The following is a 14,487-nucleotide window of genomic DNA, read 5'->3' as shown; positions in this document are numbered from 1 at the left end:
CAGTAGAGAGTAAGGAGGTCTTTATGAAAAACAAAATTGGAAGGCAGAAACAATCAACAAGGAAAGGAAGGTATTTTATTTATGCAGAAACAGAGTTTTATGCGAGCAGACGAAGTTGCTCAGGAATTGGGCATCTCCAAATCCCGCGCCTACAAGGTAATCCATAGGCTTAACGAAGAATTGCAGGAGAAAGGATATCTGACCATCTCCGGCCGTGTCAATCGAGAATTCTTCATGGAGAAGTATTACTATACCAAAACAGCAAAGGAGGAGTCATAATGGCCGTTTACAAGGAAGAAAAAACCGGCACCTGGCGGACAGTTTATCGCTATACCGATTGGAATGGTAAGCGGAAACAGACCCAAAAGAGGGGCTTCAAGACCAAGCGAGAGGCACAGGCTTGGGAGCGTGAACAGGTTCATAAAACCAGCGCTGATTTGGATATGAACTTCAAAAGTTTTGTGGAACTTTACACAGCGGATATGAAGACCCGGCTCAAGGAAAACACTTGGGCCACAAAGGAACATATTATCCGCACTAAGCTGCTCCCCTACTTCGGCAAGCTGAAGATGTGTAACATCACCGCCCAGCAGATCATCACCTGGCAGAATGAGATGCTGAACCACAAGGATGAAAAGGGGCAATCCTATTCGCCTGTGTACCTTAAGACGGTTCACAATCAGCTCAGCGCCATCTTTAACCATGCAGTACGGTATTACAATCTCCGTGATAACCCTTGCAAAAAGGCTGGCAGTATGGGGAAAAAGAAAAACCGAGAGATGATGTTCTGGACTAAGGAACAGTATTTGAAATTTGCCGAGGTAATGATGGATAAACCGCTGTCCTTCTATGCCTTTGAGATGCTTTACTGGTGCGGTATCCGAGAGGGAGAACTTCTGGCTTTGACCCCGGCAGATTTTGACTTTGAGAAGCGCACTGTCACCATCAACAAATCCTATCAGCGGCTGAATGGGCAGGATTTGATTACCACTCCAAAGACGGAAAAGAGCAATCGTGTCATCACTATGCCGCAGTTTCTGGCAGAGGAAATTCAGGATTACCTCAAAATGCTCTACGGAATTGGAGCAGATGACCGAATGTTTACCGTCACCAAGAGTTATCTCCATCGGGAGATGGATCGGGGTTCCAAAGAAGCCGGAGTGCCGCGCATCAGAATCCATGATATTCGTCACAGCGCGGTTTCGCTTTTGATCGACATGGGGTTCTCTGCCACAGCCATCGCAGATCGGGTGGGTCATGAAAGCATCGACATCACTTACAATTATGCGCACCTGTTTCCGTCCAAGCAAACGGAAATGGCAGATAAATTAAATATGGAAAGGGGCAATTAAAAATGTCAGCAAAGAATTTGGACAAGCACAACCGTTGGAGAAACAAGACCGTGGCCTTCCGGGTCTCCCCGGAGGAGGACGCTCAGATCGAAACGGCGGTGAAGCTCACCGGCCTGACTAAGCAGGATTATATCATCCGTCGGCTGCTCTGTCGGGATGTGGTGGTTCAGGGCAATCCGAGAGTCTATAAGGCACTGCGAGATCAGCTGGCTGCTGTGTTGGACGAGCTGCGCCGGATCGAAGCCGGGCAAGGCGTAAATGAGGAACTGTTGGACACCATTCAGATGATCACAACCATTATGAAAGGAATGCAGGAGGATATTGCCTATGATCGATGAAAAAAAGAAAATGACCACCCAGGACTCATCTGTTGGCGCAGACGATGGGCAGTCAATCTCTAAAAACTCTGACATTAGTATAACCACTTCCAAGGAAGAAATCAACGATGAAGTTGTAAATCCTCAGGAAAGCCTGGAAGAAATGTACCGCAGGATACAGCGCATGAGCGACCCGGCTTACCTGCACACTGTAACCCTGGACGAGCTGATGGACAATGTGTTTGAGGTAAAGTCTGCGGTGATTGAAAACCTGCTCTATACTGGAGCATATATCCTTGCCGGAGCGCCCAAAATCGGCAAATCTTTTCTGGTGGCGCAGATTGCCCACCATGTCAGCACTGGGCAGGATTTGTGGGGCTACAAGGTTCATCAAGGAACAGTCCTCTATCTTGCTCTGGAAGATGACGAAAGCCGTTTACAGCGCAGGATGTTCCGTATGTTTGGTGTGGAGGGGACAAGCTCCCTCCACTTCGCCACAAGCGCCAAGATGATCGGCGGTGGCCTGGATGAACAGCTGGAAAAGTTTCTCCGGGAACACAGTGATACCAAGCTGATTATCGTGGATACCCTGCAAAAAGTTCGGGAAGCGGTGAGCGACAGCTACAGCTACTCCAGCGACTATGAGGTGATCGGCAAGCTGAAGCGATTTGCTGACCGATATGGTATCTGCGTCCTAATCGTTCACCACACCAGAAAGCAGCCTGCGGGAGACAAGCTTTGAAATGATTTCCGGCACCACGGGCTTGCTGGGTTGTGCGGACGGGGCGCTCCTGATGCAGAAGGAAAAGCGGACGGATAGTAAGGCAACCTTGGAGGTCGTAGGCAGAGACCAGCCAGATCAGCGGCTGTATCTGAGCAAGGACCAAGAGAGCCTGGTGTGGGACCTTGTCCATGCAGAGAATGAGCTTTGGAAGCAGCCTCCAGACCCGATACTGGAAGCCGTAGCAAAGATCGTGTCTGCTGACAACCGGGAATGGGAAGGTAGCCCCACCGAGCTGGCCCAGGCGATTCAAACGGATATGGCGGTAAACCGGCTCACCAAACATCTGAATGTGAATGCCAGCCACCTGCTGGAAGAACACCAGGTGAAGTACGAGAATAAAACCAAACACGCCGGGCGGCGTATCCGGCTGACTTACATGGTGGTGGAAGCACCTGCGTTTGAAGTAATCGAGTAAAGCGCGACGCTCGCAACGGTCGCGGGAAGGAAAAAATGGAGTGGCATTTTGCCGCCCCAGCTTCCAAGGGCCACTCTGTTTCACGGTCAGCCCAAAAACAATAGGGTGGAACGATTTGTTCCGCCCCTTAAAAGCGTTCGTAGAACGCGCAGCCACAGAATGAAATTCTGTGTTCAAAAGGGGGGGCTTGGGGGCGCTGCCCTCAACAAGCAGACGGCAGGAAATGTGAGCGTGTATGAACACTCGCATTGCTTGCCGGATTTGTGTGTGGCTATCCACACGCATTGCTTGCCGGATTTGTGTGTGGCTATCCACACGCATTGCTTGCCTGTCATATCTGAACAGAAATCAACAGGCACCGAAAATGGGGCTTGAAATCGCACTATTTAAGATATAAGTACGTGGTTGCATTATTCGCAAATGCGCTGTATAATAAAATTGTATATTTATATTCCCTGTAAGAAAAGGTGGTCGATATGGATTACATGAACGCAAAAGAAGCCGCTGATAAGTGGGGACTTTCAGTACGGCGAGTTCAAGTCCTCTGCGAACAAGGTAGAGTTGATGGTGTCGAGCGGTTGGGCAATGTTTGGCTAATTCCTAAAAGCGCAGAAAAGCCGCTGGACGGACGTACTCGTGAAGTGAAAAAGCAGAAACAGAAGCAGAAATAAAGTTGTTCAGGAGGAACGAAGATGACAAATCTCGAACGAGCAATAAAAGACGGTTATGCACATATCATTGGAGAAAAAGGCAAGCAGAAAATCACATATGTTTCTTCTGATAACCATGTAGAAAATTATAGCGATCCGGAAGAAAAGGTTCGTGCTGAATTCTGGGCTGAACTGATTTATAAATACGAATATCCAGTCAATCGAATTAAAATCGAAGTGACTGTGCCTGATCGTCTGCCGACAGATCGTGCTGATATTGTTGTTTTCCGTGATGACGAGTGTAAGCGCCCCTATGCTGTGGTTGAGTGCAAAAAAGACGGTGTTACGGATGCCGAATTTAACCAAGCGATAGAGCAGGGCGTTGGCAATGCAACTTGGGTGAAATTGCGTGCCGACTATGTTGTAATTATTGCTGGTGGCACTCGCCGTGTCTTGGATGTTACCGATAAATTTGGCGCATTGGAGCGTGAACAAAACATCCTGGCTGATTTGCCTCATGCATACGGAAAGCCCCAAGAATTTAGATTCTATAAGGGAAGCGAAAATGATATTAAGCCGGTAGATCGCGAAGATCTAATTGCTGCTATTAAAAAATGCCATCAAACGCTGTGGGGAGGTGGTCGCCTTTCCCCGCCAACCGCTTTTGGCGAATTGTGTAAATTGATTTTTGTAAAAATCAGTGATGAGCAAAAACCTCGAAAAAAAGGTGAGCCTTACCAGTTTCAGATAAAGACGCACGAACCTGCTTCTAAACTGGCTGAACGAATCAATGCTTTGTATGATGAGCAGAAAAAGAAAGACCCTGAGGTTTTTACTGATTCTATCAAAGTAGATGATCGGGTGTTGCGGACGGTGGTCTCCCATCTTGAAGCAATTAACCTGAACAAAACGGACCTTGATGTAAAAGGCGTTGCATTTGAACAGTTCATGGACGGATTTTTCAAAGGTGATTTTGGCCAGTATTTTACGCCTCGTCCGATCATTGAGTTTGCTGTAAAGATGATGGAGCCGAAACATGACTGGGATGTGCTGGATACTTCCTGTGGGTCGGGTGGGTTCTTGCTGTATGCACTGGATTATATTCGCCATCAGGCTACCGAGTATTACGAAAAAGGCAGTGCTGACCACTATCGTTATTGGCATGATTTTGCGGAGAAGCACCTCTACGGAATCGAAATCAATGACGAAATTGCACGCGTTGCAAAGATGAATATGATCGTGCATGATGACGGACACACTAATGTGATCAGCTATGATGCATTAGAAAGTATTGATAAGATTGCGGCACATAATCCTGGTTTTCAGAAAGATAAGTTTGATCTGATTTTGACCAATCCTCCTTTTGGTTCTACGGTGAACGGGGCTGAAAAACCGTATCTCAGCACCTTTGAGTTGGGTAACACCTATGACAAAAAAGGAAAAGCAAAGCCCAGAAAAAACCAGAGTTCGGAAGTCCTGTTTGTTGAACGCATTTGTGAGTTTCTCAAACCGGGTACAGGAAAAGCAGCTATCGTTTTGCCTGATGGGATTTTGACAAATAGTTCTTCCCAATATGTACGAGATTTCATTTTAGAGCGGTTCCAACTGCTGGCGGTTGTGAGCCTGCCTCAGTGCGCCTTTGCACATTTTGGCGCTGGTGTAAAGGCTTCCATTATTTTCGTTCGGAAACGTGATAACAATGAAGTTGTAAACAATGAAGAAGCCATTTTTATGGCGGCACCGGAACTGATCGGATATGATGCCACTGGACGAAAGACTGAGTCGCAGTTGGATGAAATTGTTGAGCAATATAAAAAGTTTCAGGAGGACCCTGCCCCTTTTTTCGTCTGACCCCCGGCGCAAATGAACTTTGTGTCTTTGCGGTTGAGCGGGGGGATATTAGCCAGAGAATTGATATTAACTATAATCTACCCAAATATCTTGAGCTGGATAAAAAATTACACACTATTTTTGGAACATCGTTAACGCCTCTAGGGGAACTCGCGGATGTAATTTGTGGACCTTTTGGCAGTGCTATTACTAATAAAGATTATCAAGAGTCCGGAATCCCGCTTATACGTATTACAAATATCTCGAGAGACGGATATATGGATTATAGCGATATAATCTATATTTCTGAAGAACTAGGTAACAGCCTGTCACGGACTCAAGTTTCAGCAGGGGATATTGTCATTTCTCAACGTGGTTCTTTGGGACAGTGTGCCATTGTTGATGATACTTTTCCTAAGCTTAATATTTCAGCGAATATTATTGCAATAAAGAACCCCAAAGGTGTTTCAGCTGAGTTCATCAGGAATTACATTTTATCTACTGTTGGACAAACATTATTGGAGCGAGCTTCAAGCGGCCAAGTTCAGCAAAAAATTACAACACAAGACATTGCTGATCTGCTTATTCCGACTAAATGTGATGAACAAATGTTGATCACTATTATTGATGCCGGGCATATTCAATACAAAAATAAAGTTCAGCAAGCCAATGATTTGCTTGAAGGAAAACGTGGCTATTTATTTGAACGATTAAATCTTACATTTGATAATTCTGAGAGTGTTTTGTGTTATGCACAAAAGCATTCTATGATAAGCTTGCGCATTGATGCGGATTTTTATTCTCCTCGCTTTACGCATTTTCGCAGACAAATAGAAGATTCGGTGTATCCAACTGTACAAATTGGAGAAATCTGCAAATCTATATCTTCTGGCTTTGCGGCAGGAAAGCAAGATCAAGCAGACGATTTGCCTGATAATGAAAGAGTGCCACAACTAAGACCTTTTAGCATTACTCCATATGGGCAAATCTCTTTTGCGACAAAGAAATACGTGCCTATTAGTAGATTACAAGAAAAGGATTACTGCAAAAAGGGCGAGGTTCTTTTCAATAATACGAACTCTGCAGAATGGGTTGGAAAATCAACGGTGTTTGATATTGACACTCCTTGTGCGACATCCAATCATATCACGCGAATTACGCTGAAAGAAGGGATAAATCCCTACTATATTGCAGCATTTTTCAACATGCTGAGAAGTATTGGTTACTGGAAATTGCTAAGTACCTATTTTAATAATCAAGCTGGTGTCAATACAGAAACATTAAAGGCCGTACGTATTCTACTCCCTAAAAAAACTATTCAGGACGAAATTGCCGAGGAGATTTTAAGACGTAAAAATACAGCTGAGGCATTGCGCATAGAAGCAGAGCAAGATTGGGAAGCAGCAAAGGCGGAGTTTGAAAGAAAACTTTTGGGTGAATGATATGGATGCAAATAGAGTTAGGACAGTTTATGGGTGGATAATCAATATTGCAAACAACCCAAATTGTATGACATTTCCCATTACACCATCTGATATTCAAAATATTAAGAATGGCCTAATCAAAATTTCTCATGACATTGAAAGGGAATCCCCATATTTCAGCCAAGAGCTGTTTGAGATGAAAGATCGTATGTTTGTTGGGTATGGGACGATTAATCCGGTTGTGTTCGGACAAGTCATAGAAATTTTGAAGTCACTTCAGCAAGCAGATAATACAAAGGGTATGGGAGTATGGGATCTCATACATCCAAAGATTGCTGCGGTGTCCCAAAAGCTATTTGAAGACGGTCATTATGCAAACGCCGCTGAGGATGCGTTTGTTGAGATAAATGACCGGGTAAAGAAACTTTTTATGAAACTAAATCCCACTGCGCCTAAAGTTCCAGATGGTCATACTGCGATGAACATGGTATTCTCTGATAACGCTCCTCTGTTGGAGTTTTGTGATCGCTCGACCGAGACAGGAAGCAACATACAAAAAGGCTATATGCAGATGCTGGCAGGAGCCATGTCTGCACTGAGAAATCCTAAAGCTCATGCCAATATCACCATTACTAAGGATGATGCAATGCGTCGTCTGATGTTTGCCAGTATGTTGATGTATAAAATTGATGAGGCAGTAAAGTATTCTGGAATTATGGAATAGTTCTGCAAAGAAAGAGAGAAATACAATGGTTAAGCTAAGCGGTATATTAGAATACTCGATGGGAGGCTTTCTCTGCTTACGAGGGTTTGCTTCGTTTAAGATGCTTAGCGCTATTTCTGAGCCCAATCCAGAAGTGCAAAGAGACCTTATAGCGCAGCATCAGGGCGAAATGGCAAAATTTTTGAACGGAGGAGAATATCGCTTTTTTCCTGAAGTCATCTTGTCTTTAAATTTGACCGATGGTAAAAGCGAATTCGACAAAATCGATTTGTTTCATTCGGAATTGCGCTCTGGACAAACCTGGAATAAATCTATTGGGGGATTCCAAATTAGTATTTCCCAGAATGTTACAAAGAATGTCTTAAGTGCATTTGATCCCTCACCAAGAATCGATAGAGTTAACATCGCTCATTTGAAATTTGATGAAAAAGAACACAGGATTACACGTATTGATGGAAACCATAGGCTCAGTGCGGCAGCAAGCGTTGGAGAGGATTTTGCCGTTCCGTTCTGCTTGCTTTTGTTCCAAAATCCAGAAGAAAATGGACAGTATTCGCGAGCTATATTTCATAACATCAATGCCAAACAGGTTCCATTAAATCTTGAAGAAAATTTAAAAGTTATATTGGAAAGTGACTGGGTATTTAGTGATGAAAAGCTAAAGACCGATCCCTCCTTCGGTTGGCCATACTATTTGGCGCGTAAGATTTCTCAACAAGAAAATTTTGAGGAATACCCATTTATTAGTTTATTGATTCGAGGAATCAAATATACATACTTACTTCAAGTGTGCCAGCTATTGATTGAAAATCAAACTTTACCAAAAACCGACGAAGCAGTGAATAGTTTTCGTGAGCAGTTGCCTCAAATTGAAGCTGCACTGCAAGAAGCACGGCTTCATGTGATACCGAACAATCTCGCCGTTATTGGGGCAATTTCGTTTTATAAGCTGACAAATGTGACAAAATATCAACACTTTCTGTCTTGGGCAAAAGAAAACAGCATCACAAGAGCACCTGGGCTCCACATGAATGATTTGATACAAATTTTTGACCAGATATATGAAAATATGCCAAAATCAATATTTGTGTCAATGCAGTTTAGTGTGGAAACGGAGGATACATACCAAACAATTAAAGATGTGAGGGACATTTTAAAGCGTGAAAATGGTCTTCAAATTAAATTGATAAAAGTAGATGAACATCATGATGGATATTCCAACGAGATATATCATCGGATAATTAATGGTATCAAAGAATCCTCTTTGGTGATTGCGGATCTTTCGTTCGGCAATAAAAATGTTCATCATGAAATAGGATACGCTCAGGGGCTTGCAAAGAAAGTGCTGCTACTCTATAAAACACGAGATGGAGTGCCTGCAAATTCTGAAATTGGGTCCAATATCTCGATGCACGATCAGGTGAGATTTCGAAATCAGGCTGAATTGCGCCCTATTCTTTTGAGAAAAATCCGAGAGTTCTTTGGAGTTGAGGTGGACGATTAATGCCGATGTGGTTATGTCGCGCCGGACGATACGGCGAGTTTGAGAATAAATTTCTTGAAGATGGTAAAGTTTACTGCACTTGGGACAATCTCTCTGAATCAATCATGCAGTTCCACACCAAGCAGGACTTGCAGCAATACTTTGTGGACAACAACCCAGATGTCAAGGTAAAAACAGCGATGAACTGGGCGAGCCAGGTATGGCCGTTTGCCCATGAGATGAAAAAGGGAGAGATTGTTGTCCTGCCCAGCAAGATCAAGCCTGTAATTCATTTTGGCAAGATCACAGGTAATTATGAATTCTTACCTAACAACGATAATCCTTATTATCATGCGCATCAGGTAGATTGGTTTGCCTGTGACATTCCCCGCACAGCTTTTGACCAGGACATCTTATATTCCTTTGGGGCTTTTATGACCATTTGCCGTATCAAGCAGGAAGATCGCATAAAAGCAGTCATCAATGCACATAAACAGGGAAAGAAAGCGCCCCAAATTACTCCGCAAGAGCCACAGGATGATGAAGAGGCACGAGATATTGAAAATGAAGCCTTGGGGGTTATCACAAATCTGATAATCCAGAAGACTAAGGGGCATGGTTTAGCAAAAATTGTAGATGCCATTCTTCGAGCAAAGGGATTCACTACATATGTCAGCCCGGCCGGACCGGATAAAGGTGTGGATATTCTGGCTTCTGCGGGCACACTTGGTTTTGGAAGTCCCAAAATTTGTGTTCAGGTTAAGTCCACGGACGCGCCAGTGGATCGGATTGTTTTGGATCAGTTGGGCGGGGTGATGAAAAACTTTGGTGCCGAATATGGCCTGTTAGTGTCATGGAGTGGGTTCAAATCTTCGGTCATCAATGAGACGGCTAAACAGTTCTTTGAAATCCGGCTTTGGACCCACAAAGAAATTATTGAGGAGTTTCTGCGATACTACGATCAGATGGACGATGAAATCAAAGAACTGATCCCTCTCAAAAAGATTTGGGTCGTGAGCAACGATGATCAATAATTAAAATGCTTTGATGAAGAATCCATCGTATGATATAATCAGTTTGTAAGGTGTAAATCATCCTCAATTTACTGGCAACACCATGGCAACAAAAAATCAGATAGCCACTACTATCTGAATAATGAAAATAATGCCAATACCCTGAGCTAAATTTCATAAGCAAATCTGTTTAGAAAACTTCTGACAGGAGCGAATGGGAATAATCTGAACAATTTCCGGAAACCCATTGAAACTTAAAAAGGCCTTGCTCATCTGCTTGGATGAGCAAAGTCTTTTTTTATGTCCTTATTTTTCTCCTGCCCTTTTCCAATACTCCAGCTGAGGCAGCAGCTGCCGCAGATAGGCGCGCACCTCCTCCTCTGTGTAGGTATCCTTCGGCATATTTTTCACGCACACCTCAATCAAATCCTCCATATCGCTGTACAGATACACCCCATCGGCGTAGCACCATTTGCAGTAATCCTCATTCAGAAAGCCGTCCTTTTCCCTGCTGATGCTGTCATCCGCAAGCGGCATGCCGCAGCATTGGCAAATCAGCTCTCTCGGCGAACCGAGCAATGTGTTGATGGACACATCGAACAGCTTGGATAATCGCTTTAATGTCTCGGTATTCGGAATCGTATCTCCCCTTTCCCAACGGGATACCGCCTGTCTGGTCACAAACATCCTTTCCGCCAGCTCATCCTGCGAAAGCCCTGCCTTTGTGCGCAGCTGCAATAAAATATCCTTTGTTTCCATACTTTTTGTTTCCATATCCTTCACCGCCTTTTCTCCAGTATACTCGAACCGCCGCCTTGGCGCAAGCAACGCGCAGTTGCCGCGGAGGGATTGCCCTACACCACGCCCTCCTCTCTCGTTCTGTAGTTCCGCCCTTCGCCCCATCCGATTTTCAGCTTATATTTGCCGCACCGCTGATAAATTCTGCTGCCCATGGCTTCGTCAAGCTCCATGATTTCATTCAGCCCTCTTTCCCCTGAAAAAATCGTCCGCAGGGCGCGATTATTATACCGTGCGTTGATGATTTCAAACGCAAGATTGATGTCCCCATCGGTCGGCAGTGCGCCGTTTCTGGTTTTCAGAAAATCGTCGATATACAGCACCTCTGCCGTTTTCCATTTGTTGATTTCGCGCGCATAGTTTTCATCATCCGTCTTGAGGGCTTTTAGCTTCGTGGCTTCTTCCGTCCAGATCATGTAGCGCACACCCTTGCCCTGAAGCATCAGCCGATTCGCAATGGCGGTGCAGATATGCGTTTTCCCTGCCCCGACCTGTCCGCCGATATAAAACCAACCCTCCCTTTCCTCGCAGAAGCACTCCGCCGCCGCAAGGATGGATTTCTGCCAGCTTGTTTTCGCCTTGTAGGTCTCGAAGCGATACCGCTCCGCCATGTCCTGCAAGCCGCTTCGTTTCAGCCGCCACTTGCCCCTGCGCTTCTCCATACACTCGCACTCCATGGTGTATTCATACCCATCCTTCATCAAAAACACAAACCCCTTATTGCGGCAAATCGGGCAGTCATACCCCGTCAGGTCGCCCCTTCTGCTGTTGTATAACGCCATCCGCTCCTCACAGGACAGTGCCGTCGTATTTTTCGCTGCCTGCATCAGCGCCTTCACATCTACCATACCCCTTCACTCCTTTTCCGCTCTCCTGACGGCAATATCCACTCACATTCTCCGTCTGCTTCGCTTCCTTTCTCTCCCAGTTTCGCACCACTGCCTTCCAGTCCTTCATCTCGGACTTACCAAGCCGCCAGCCGTTGGCGGTGTAATAATCCATAAACCGCTCCGGACTGATACGATAGCCCTTGCTTTCGCAGTACGCCCGTACCTCCTCCACAGAAGGGGGATGAAAGGGGTGTGGTTGTCCGTCCTGCGAAGCATTCTCATTCCCCTCTCCATTTCCCTTCTCATTCTCATTACCATTACCCTTCTCATTCTCATTACCATTACCATTACCATTCTCATTTACATTACCATTACCATTTACATTAGGTTTTGCATCCCGTAACCTATGGTTTTCCGTCTCAGAACCATCGGTTTTCCTATCGGATACCGCCTGCTCCTGTGCGGAGGGGCTTGCTTTTGGTCTGCCGCCCTTTGCGCCGTTTGCTCGTCGTTGGTTATTCGCATCTATCTGCGGCTTCGCCATCTTCAAAACCACCTCCGCCAGTGTGCCGCCTGTCTGCTCCGCTCCATTCAGCCCATATTCGCACAGAAAACGCATACATTCCGCAAATTCCGCATCCCCTAAGCCCTTGATGGAATCGTAAAAGCTGCGGTAGAAGATAAAGCTTTCTCTCTCCATTTTTCTCCCCCCTTTCGTTGCTTCTCTTTCTGTATACCATTTCTGTAGTCTCACATAGTCTCGATGTGAAGAAAAGAGCAAAAAAGGCAATAAAAAAATCCCCCTTCTTTGATAAAAGAAAGAGGATTTCTCTTGGTATTGATTGATTTCTGATTCAGTGAAAATTAAATGCCAACTGTTCTAATGCAATCTCAGGTGTATTTATTTTTTCATTCATGTAATCCAGTAAATGCCGTCCGACATATGCAGCCAATTCAACCGGCACAGCATTTCCTATCATTTGTTCTAAATCATTTTTTCCTCCCTCAAAGAAAAAATCTCTTGGAAATGTTTGTATTCTGGCTCTTTCTAAGGTTGTTAACGGACGAACCTTCGACAAATCTTCCGTAGCATCTCCGGCATGTATTTTATAAGTACCCGGAATCGGACGATTCACCCCTCTGATTGTAGGACTTGGTTCGTCAATACTGAATATTCCTCTTCTTGCATAAGAGCGAGGATGTCTGTAATAAAATTCTGTACCAAATTCATCCCCTAAATATTCTCTGATTGTCATACGATCAGACTTTTGATCATTTAATAACGCATCCTCTAAAAAACAATCCCTTCCAGCTGATTCCCCAATTAAGAAAAATCGTTTTCTTTTTTGAGGAACGCCGCACCTTGAAGCATCTAGCACCACCTGTGTTAATGCATATCCGGTATCTTTAAAGCTTTTTATTGCTTTTGGCAAGGTCTGCGATTTTAGAATTCTGTCAACGTTTTCCATGACAAACCATTTCGGTTTTACGCCGCATACCAATTCTGCATAGCGTAGCGTTAAATCCGCACGTCCTTTTGATTCATCCCTTTGCCCTGCGGATGAATAGTCCTGACATGGCGGTCCCCCGATTATAACATCTGGTTGAAATGCTGTTAAATATTCAACTGTTAAGTCATGTACATCCTTTAATTCCGCTTTATGATCAATAAAATTTTTATTATAGATATTTACAGCCTTATCCCAGTTATCAAAAGCCCGTACCAGTTGAAAGCCCGCCTTTTCAAATCCGAGCGATAAGCCTCCACATCCACAAAATAAATCTATTACTCTTGGCATCTTAATCCTCCTTAAATAAATCAGGTGAATTATAAATAATTGCATCAAATCTTCTCTCCGGACTTAATAAATATTGTCCTCCCCCAAGAATAACTTTTCTTATTTCACCCTTCGTAATTCTCGGCTTTGTTAATTCCGCACACGTCATAATCGGGTGCGTTCTTAATCCATTTGAAGCAAACGCTTTATCATTTTTTAAATTGTAGGATAATGTATCAATTATTTTTGCTCCGTTAAATCTACCTTTTTCTGCATATTCCTGAAGCATTTTGAACAGCCAAATCATTGTTCTGGTATGTCTTGTTATTGTACGGAATTCTTCATTTTCCTCCGGCATAAAAAGATTTAACATGCCAAAATTACTCCAGACAAATATATCCAGACAATGATCTGCCAATCGGGGTGATTTTCCTTCTGTTTTCCATACCGGCTCCATAATAATAGGACTCTGACATTCGTTCTTTTCAGAAACCATACGTCTGATAGCCCAATAAATTTCATCCATATACGGCAAAACTTCTCCTGCTTCCGTCCAATCCCGAACATTTCTGCCTGCATCTCCGATTACATTTCTCAGAGCTTCCGGGTTATCCTCATAGCTTTGGATAAACGAACACGCAAGATATATGATGGTATCCGGACGCACAACAATTTCTGAGCCGAACTTATCTTCACTCAAATTACATGTCGGATTATCCGGTAATGCAACCAATTTTATTTCTATACTGCTGACGCATTGCCCATCAGACAAAATAACCAAATCGTCTCTGGGAATCGCCCCAACAACATATTTTTGAAATGGTGTATATTGTGTTTCAAACGAAAAGAAAATATCGTCTCCGAGAGGGTCAATCCCATACAACTCATCAATCCCAATATATTGAAGATCCCTTTTCATATCTGGCTTCGCTTTGATATACACCGCTTTCATCCCTTTTGAATGTAAATAACATGCAAGCGAAGCCGGAAAAGATGAGTTAAATTGATTCTTTCCCCATGTATCAGCTACGGTATAATCACGATTGGAACGTTCAATTCCAAATAACCTTGGTTTATCATTCATGTTTT

The 14,487-nt window shown here is 44.0% G+C and carries 14 protein-coding genes and 1 pseudogene; 10 read left to right on the top strand and 5 right to left on the bottom strand.

Annotated features, from left to right (window positions below; genetic code table 11):
- The first annotated feature begins 81 nt into the window (after positions 1-81).
- The 10 genes and pseudogenes from GPK49_RS06670 to GPK49_RS06625 all read left to right on the top strand — a co-directional run bounded on the left by GPK49_RS06670 (position 82) and on the right by GPK49_RS06625 (position 10,013).
- Positions 82-279: a helix-turn-helix domain-containing protein gene (locus GPK49_RS06670; RefSeq protein WP_215677083.1), complete on the top strand. Its 198-nt coding sequence runs from the start codon at positions 82-84 to the stop codon at positions 277-279.
- Positions 279-1,352 (top strand): site-specific integrase, encoded by a 1,074-nt coding sequence (locus GPK49_RS06665; RefSeq protein ID WP_215677082.1) that lies wholly within the window; start codon positions 279-281, stop codon positions 1,350-1,352. Before GPK49_RS06670 ends, GPK49_RS06665 begins: the two co-directional genes overlap by 1 nt.
- A gap of 2 nt (positions 1,353-1,354) precedes the next feature.
- On the top strand, positions 1,355-1,690 hold the full coding sequence (locus GPK49_RS06660; protein WP_161929735.1) for a plasmid mobilization protein: 336 nt from the start codon (positions 1,355-1,357) through the stop codon (positions 1,688-1,690).
- Positions 1,680-2,868: pseudogene (locus tag GPK49_RS06655) on the top strand (AAA family ATPase). The gene GPK49_RS06660 and the pseudogene GPK49_RS06655 overlap by 11 nt, the downstream one beginning before the upstream one ends.
- A 476-nt stretch (positions 2,869-3,344) precedes the next feature.
- Positions 3,345-3,539: a helix-turn-helix domain-containing protein gene (locus GPK49_RS06650; protein ID WP_108979415.1), complete on the top strand. Its 195-nt coding sequence runs from the start codon at positions 3,345-3,347 to the stop codon at positions 3,537-3,539.
- Positions 3,540-3,560: 21 nt separating this feature from the next.
- On the top strand, positions 3,561-5,369 hold the full coding sequence (locus GPK49_RS06645; RefSeq protein WP_215677081.1) for a restriction endonuclease subunit M: 1,809 nt from the start codon (positions 3,561-3,563) through the stop codon (positions 5,367-5,369).
- Positions 5,370-5,626: 257 nt separating this feature from the next.
- Entirely contained in the window at positions 5,627-6,790 is a 1,164-nt protein-coding gene (locus GPK49_RS06640; RefSeq protein WP_215677080.1) for a restriction endonuclease subunit S, read from the top strand.
- Between the two features lies 1 nt (position 6,791).
- Positions 6,792-7,496 carry a TIGR02391 family protein gene (locus tag GPK49_RS06635; RefSeq protein ID WP_215677079.1) on the top strand — a complete coding sequence of 235 codons (705 nt, stop codon included), beginning with the start codon at positions 6,792-6,794 and terminating at the stop codon, positions 7,494-7,496.
- 25 nt (positions 7,497-7,521) lie between these two features.
- Positions 7,522-9,000 carry a hypothetical protein gene (locus tag GPK49_RS06630; RefSeq protein ID WP_215677078.1) on the top strand — a complete coding sequence of 493 codons (1,479 nt, stop codon included), beginning with the start codon at positions 7,522-7,524 and terminating at the stop codon, positions 8,998-9,000.
- On the top strand, positions 9,000-10,013 hold the full coding sequence (locus tag GPK49_RS06625; protein ID WP_215677077.1) for a restriction endonuclease: 1,014 nt from the start codon (positions 9,000-9,002) through the stop codon (positions 10,011-10,013). Before GPK49_RS06630 ends, GPK49_RS06625 begins: the two co-directional genes overlap by 1 nt.
- Positions 10,014-10,298: 285 nt before the next feature.
- On the opposite strand, the gene GPK49_RS06620 is transcribed toward GPK49_RS06625, so the two are convergent.
- The 5 genes from GPK49_RS06620 to GPK49_RS06600 all read right to left on the bottom strand — a co-directional run bounded on the left by GPK49_RS06620 (position 10,299) and on the right by GPK49_RS06600 (position 14,482).
- Positions 10,299-10,766: a zinc ribbon domain-containing protein gene (locus GPK49_RS06620; RefSeq protein WP_318283862.1), complete on the bottom strand. Its 468-nt coding sequence runs from the start codon at positions 10,764-10,766 to the stop codon at positions 10,299-10,301.
- An 80-nt stretch (positions 10,767-10,846) separates the two neighbouring features.
- Positions 10,847-11,638 carry an ATP-binding protein gene (locus GPK49_RS06615; RefSeq protein WP_215677076.1) on the bottom strand — a complete coding sequence of 264 codons (792 nt, stop codon included), beginning with the start codon at positions 11,636-11,638 and terminating at the stop codon, positions 10,847-10,849.
- On the bottom strand, positions 11,580-12,320 hold the full coding sequence (locus tag GPK49_RS06610; RefSeq protein ID WP_215677075.1) for a DUF6291 domain-containing protein: 741 nt from the start codon (positions 12,318-12,320) through the stop codon (positions 11,580-11,582). Before GPK49_RS06610 ends, GPK49_RS06615 begins: the two co-directional genes overlap by 59 nt.
- Positions 12,321-12,474: 154 nt before the next feature.
- A complete protein-coding gene (locus GPK49_RS06605) occupies positions 12,475-13,419 on the bottom strand; it encodes a DNA cytosine methyltransferase (RefSeq protein ID WP_215677074.1) in 945 nt (314 codons plus the stop codon).
- A 1-nt stretch (position 13,420) separates the two neighbouring features.
- Complete coding sequence (locus GPK49_RS06600) at positions 13,421-14,482, bottom strand: HindVP family restriction endonuclease (protein WP_215677073.1); 1,062 nt, start codon at positions 14,480-14,482, stop codon at positions 13,421-13,423.
- Positions 14,483-14,487 lie beyond the last annotated feature (5 nt).

It is taken from the genome of Clostridium sp. MCC345 (genome assembly GCF_018785345.1).
GTDB lineage: Bacteria > Bacillota > Clostridia > Lachnospirales > Anaerotignaceae > Anaerotignum_A > Anaerotignum_A faecicola.
The sequence above is the reverse complement of the archived record's forward strand: the minus strand, read 5'-3'. Positions and strand labels throughout refer to the sequence as shown.

Bases quoted from the DNA above. Each gene is read 5' to 3' on its own strand.
- GPK49_RS06600 (WP_215677073.1), bottom strand. From the start codon at position 14,482: ATGAATGATAAACCAAGGTTATTTGGAATTGAACGTTCCAATCGTGAT.
- GPK49_RS06625 (WP_215677077.1), top strand. From the start codon at position 9,000: ATGCCGATGTGGTTATGTCGCGCCGGACGATACGGCGAGTTTGAGAAT.
- GPK49_RS06660 (WP_161929735.1), top strand. From the start codon at position 1,355: ATGTCAGCAAAGAATTTGGACAAGCACAACCGTTGGAGAAACAAGACC.
- GPK49_RS06640 (WP_215677080.1), top strand. From the start codon at position 5,627: ATGGATTATAGCGATATAATCTATATTTCTGAAGAACTAGGTAACAGC.
- GPK49_RS06615 (WP_215677076.1), bottom strand. From the start codon at position 11,638: ATGGTAGATGTGAAGGCGCTGATGCAGGCAGCGAAAAATACGACGGCA.
- GPK49_RS06645 (WP_215677081.1), top strand. From the start codon at position 3,561: ATGACAAATCTCGAACGAGCAATAAAAGACGGTTATGCACATATCATT.
- GPK49_RS06635 (WP_215677079.1), top strand. From the start codon at position 6,792: ATGGATGCAAATAGAGTTAGGACAGTTTATGGGTGGATAATCAATATT.
- GPK49_RS06620 (WP_318283862.1), bottom strand. From the start codon at position 10,766: ATGGAAACAAAAAGTATGGAAACAAAGGATATTTTATTGCAGCTGCGC.
- GPK49_RS06650 (WP_108979415.1), top strand. From the start codon at position 3,345: ATGGATTACATGAACGCAAAAGAAGCCGCTGATAAGTGGGGACTTTCA.
- GPK49_RS06670 (WP_215677083.1), top strand. From the start codon at position 82: ATGCAGAAACAGAGTTTTATGCGAGCAGACGAAGTTGCTCAGGAATTG.
- GPK49_RS06630 (WP_215677078.1), top strand. From the start codon at position 7,522: ATGGTTAAGCTAAGCGGTATATTAGAATACTCGATGGGAGGCTTTCTC.
- GPK49_RS06610 (WP_215677075.1), bottom strand. From the start codon at position 12,320: ATGGAGAGAGAAAGCTTTATCTTCTACCGCAGCTTTTACGATTCCATC.
- GPK49_RS06665 (WP_215677082.1), top strand. From the start codon at position 279: ATGGCCGTTTACAAGGAAGAAAAAACCGGCACCTGGCGGACAGTTTAT.
- GPK49_RS06605 (WP_215677074.1), bottom strand. From the start codon at position 13,419: ATGCCAAGAGTAATAGATTTATTTTGTGGATGTGGAGGCTTATCGCTC.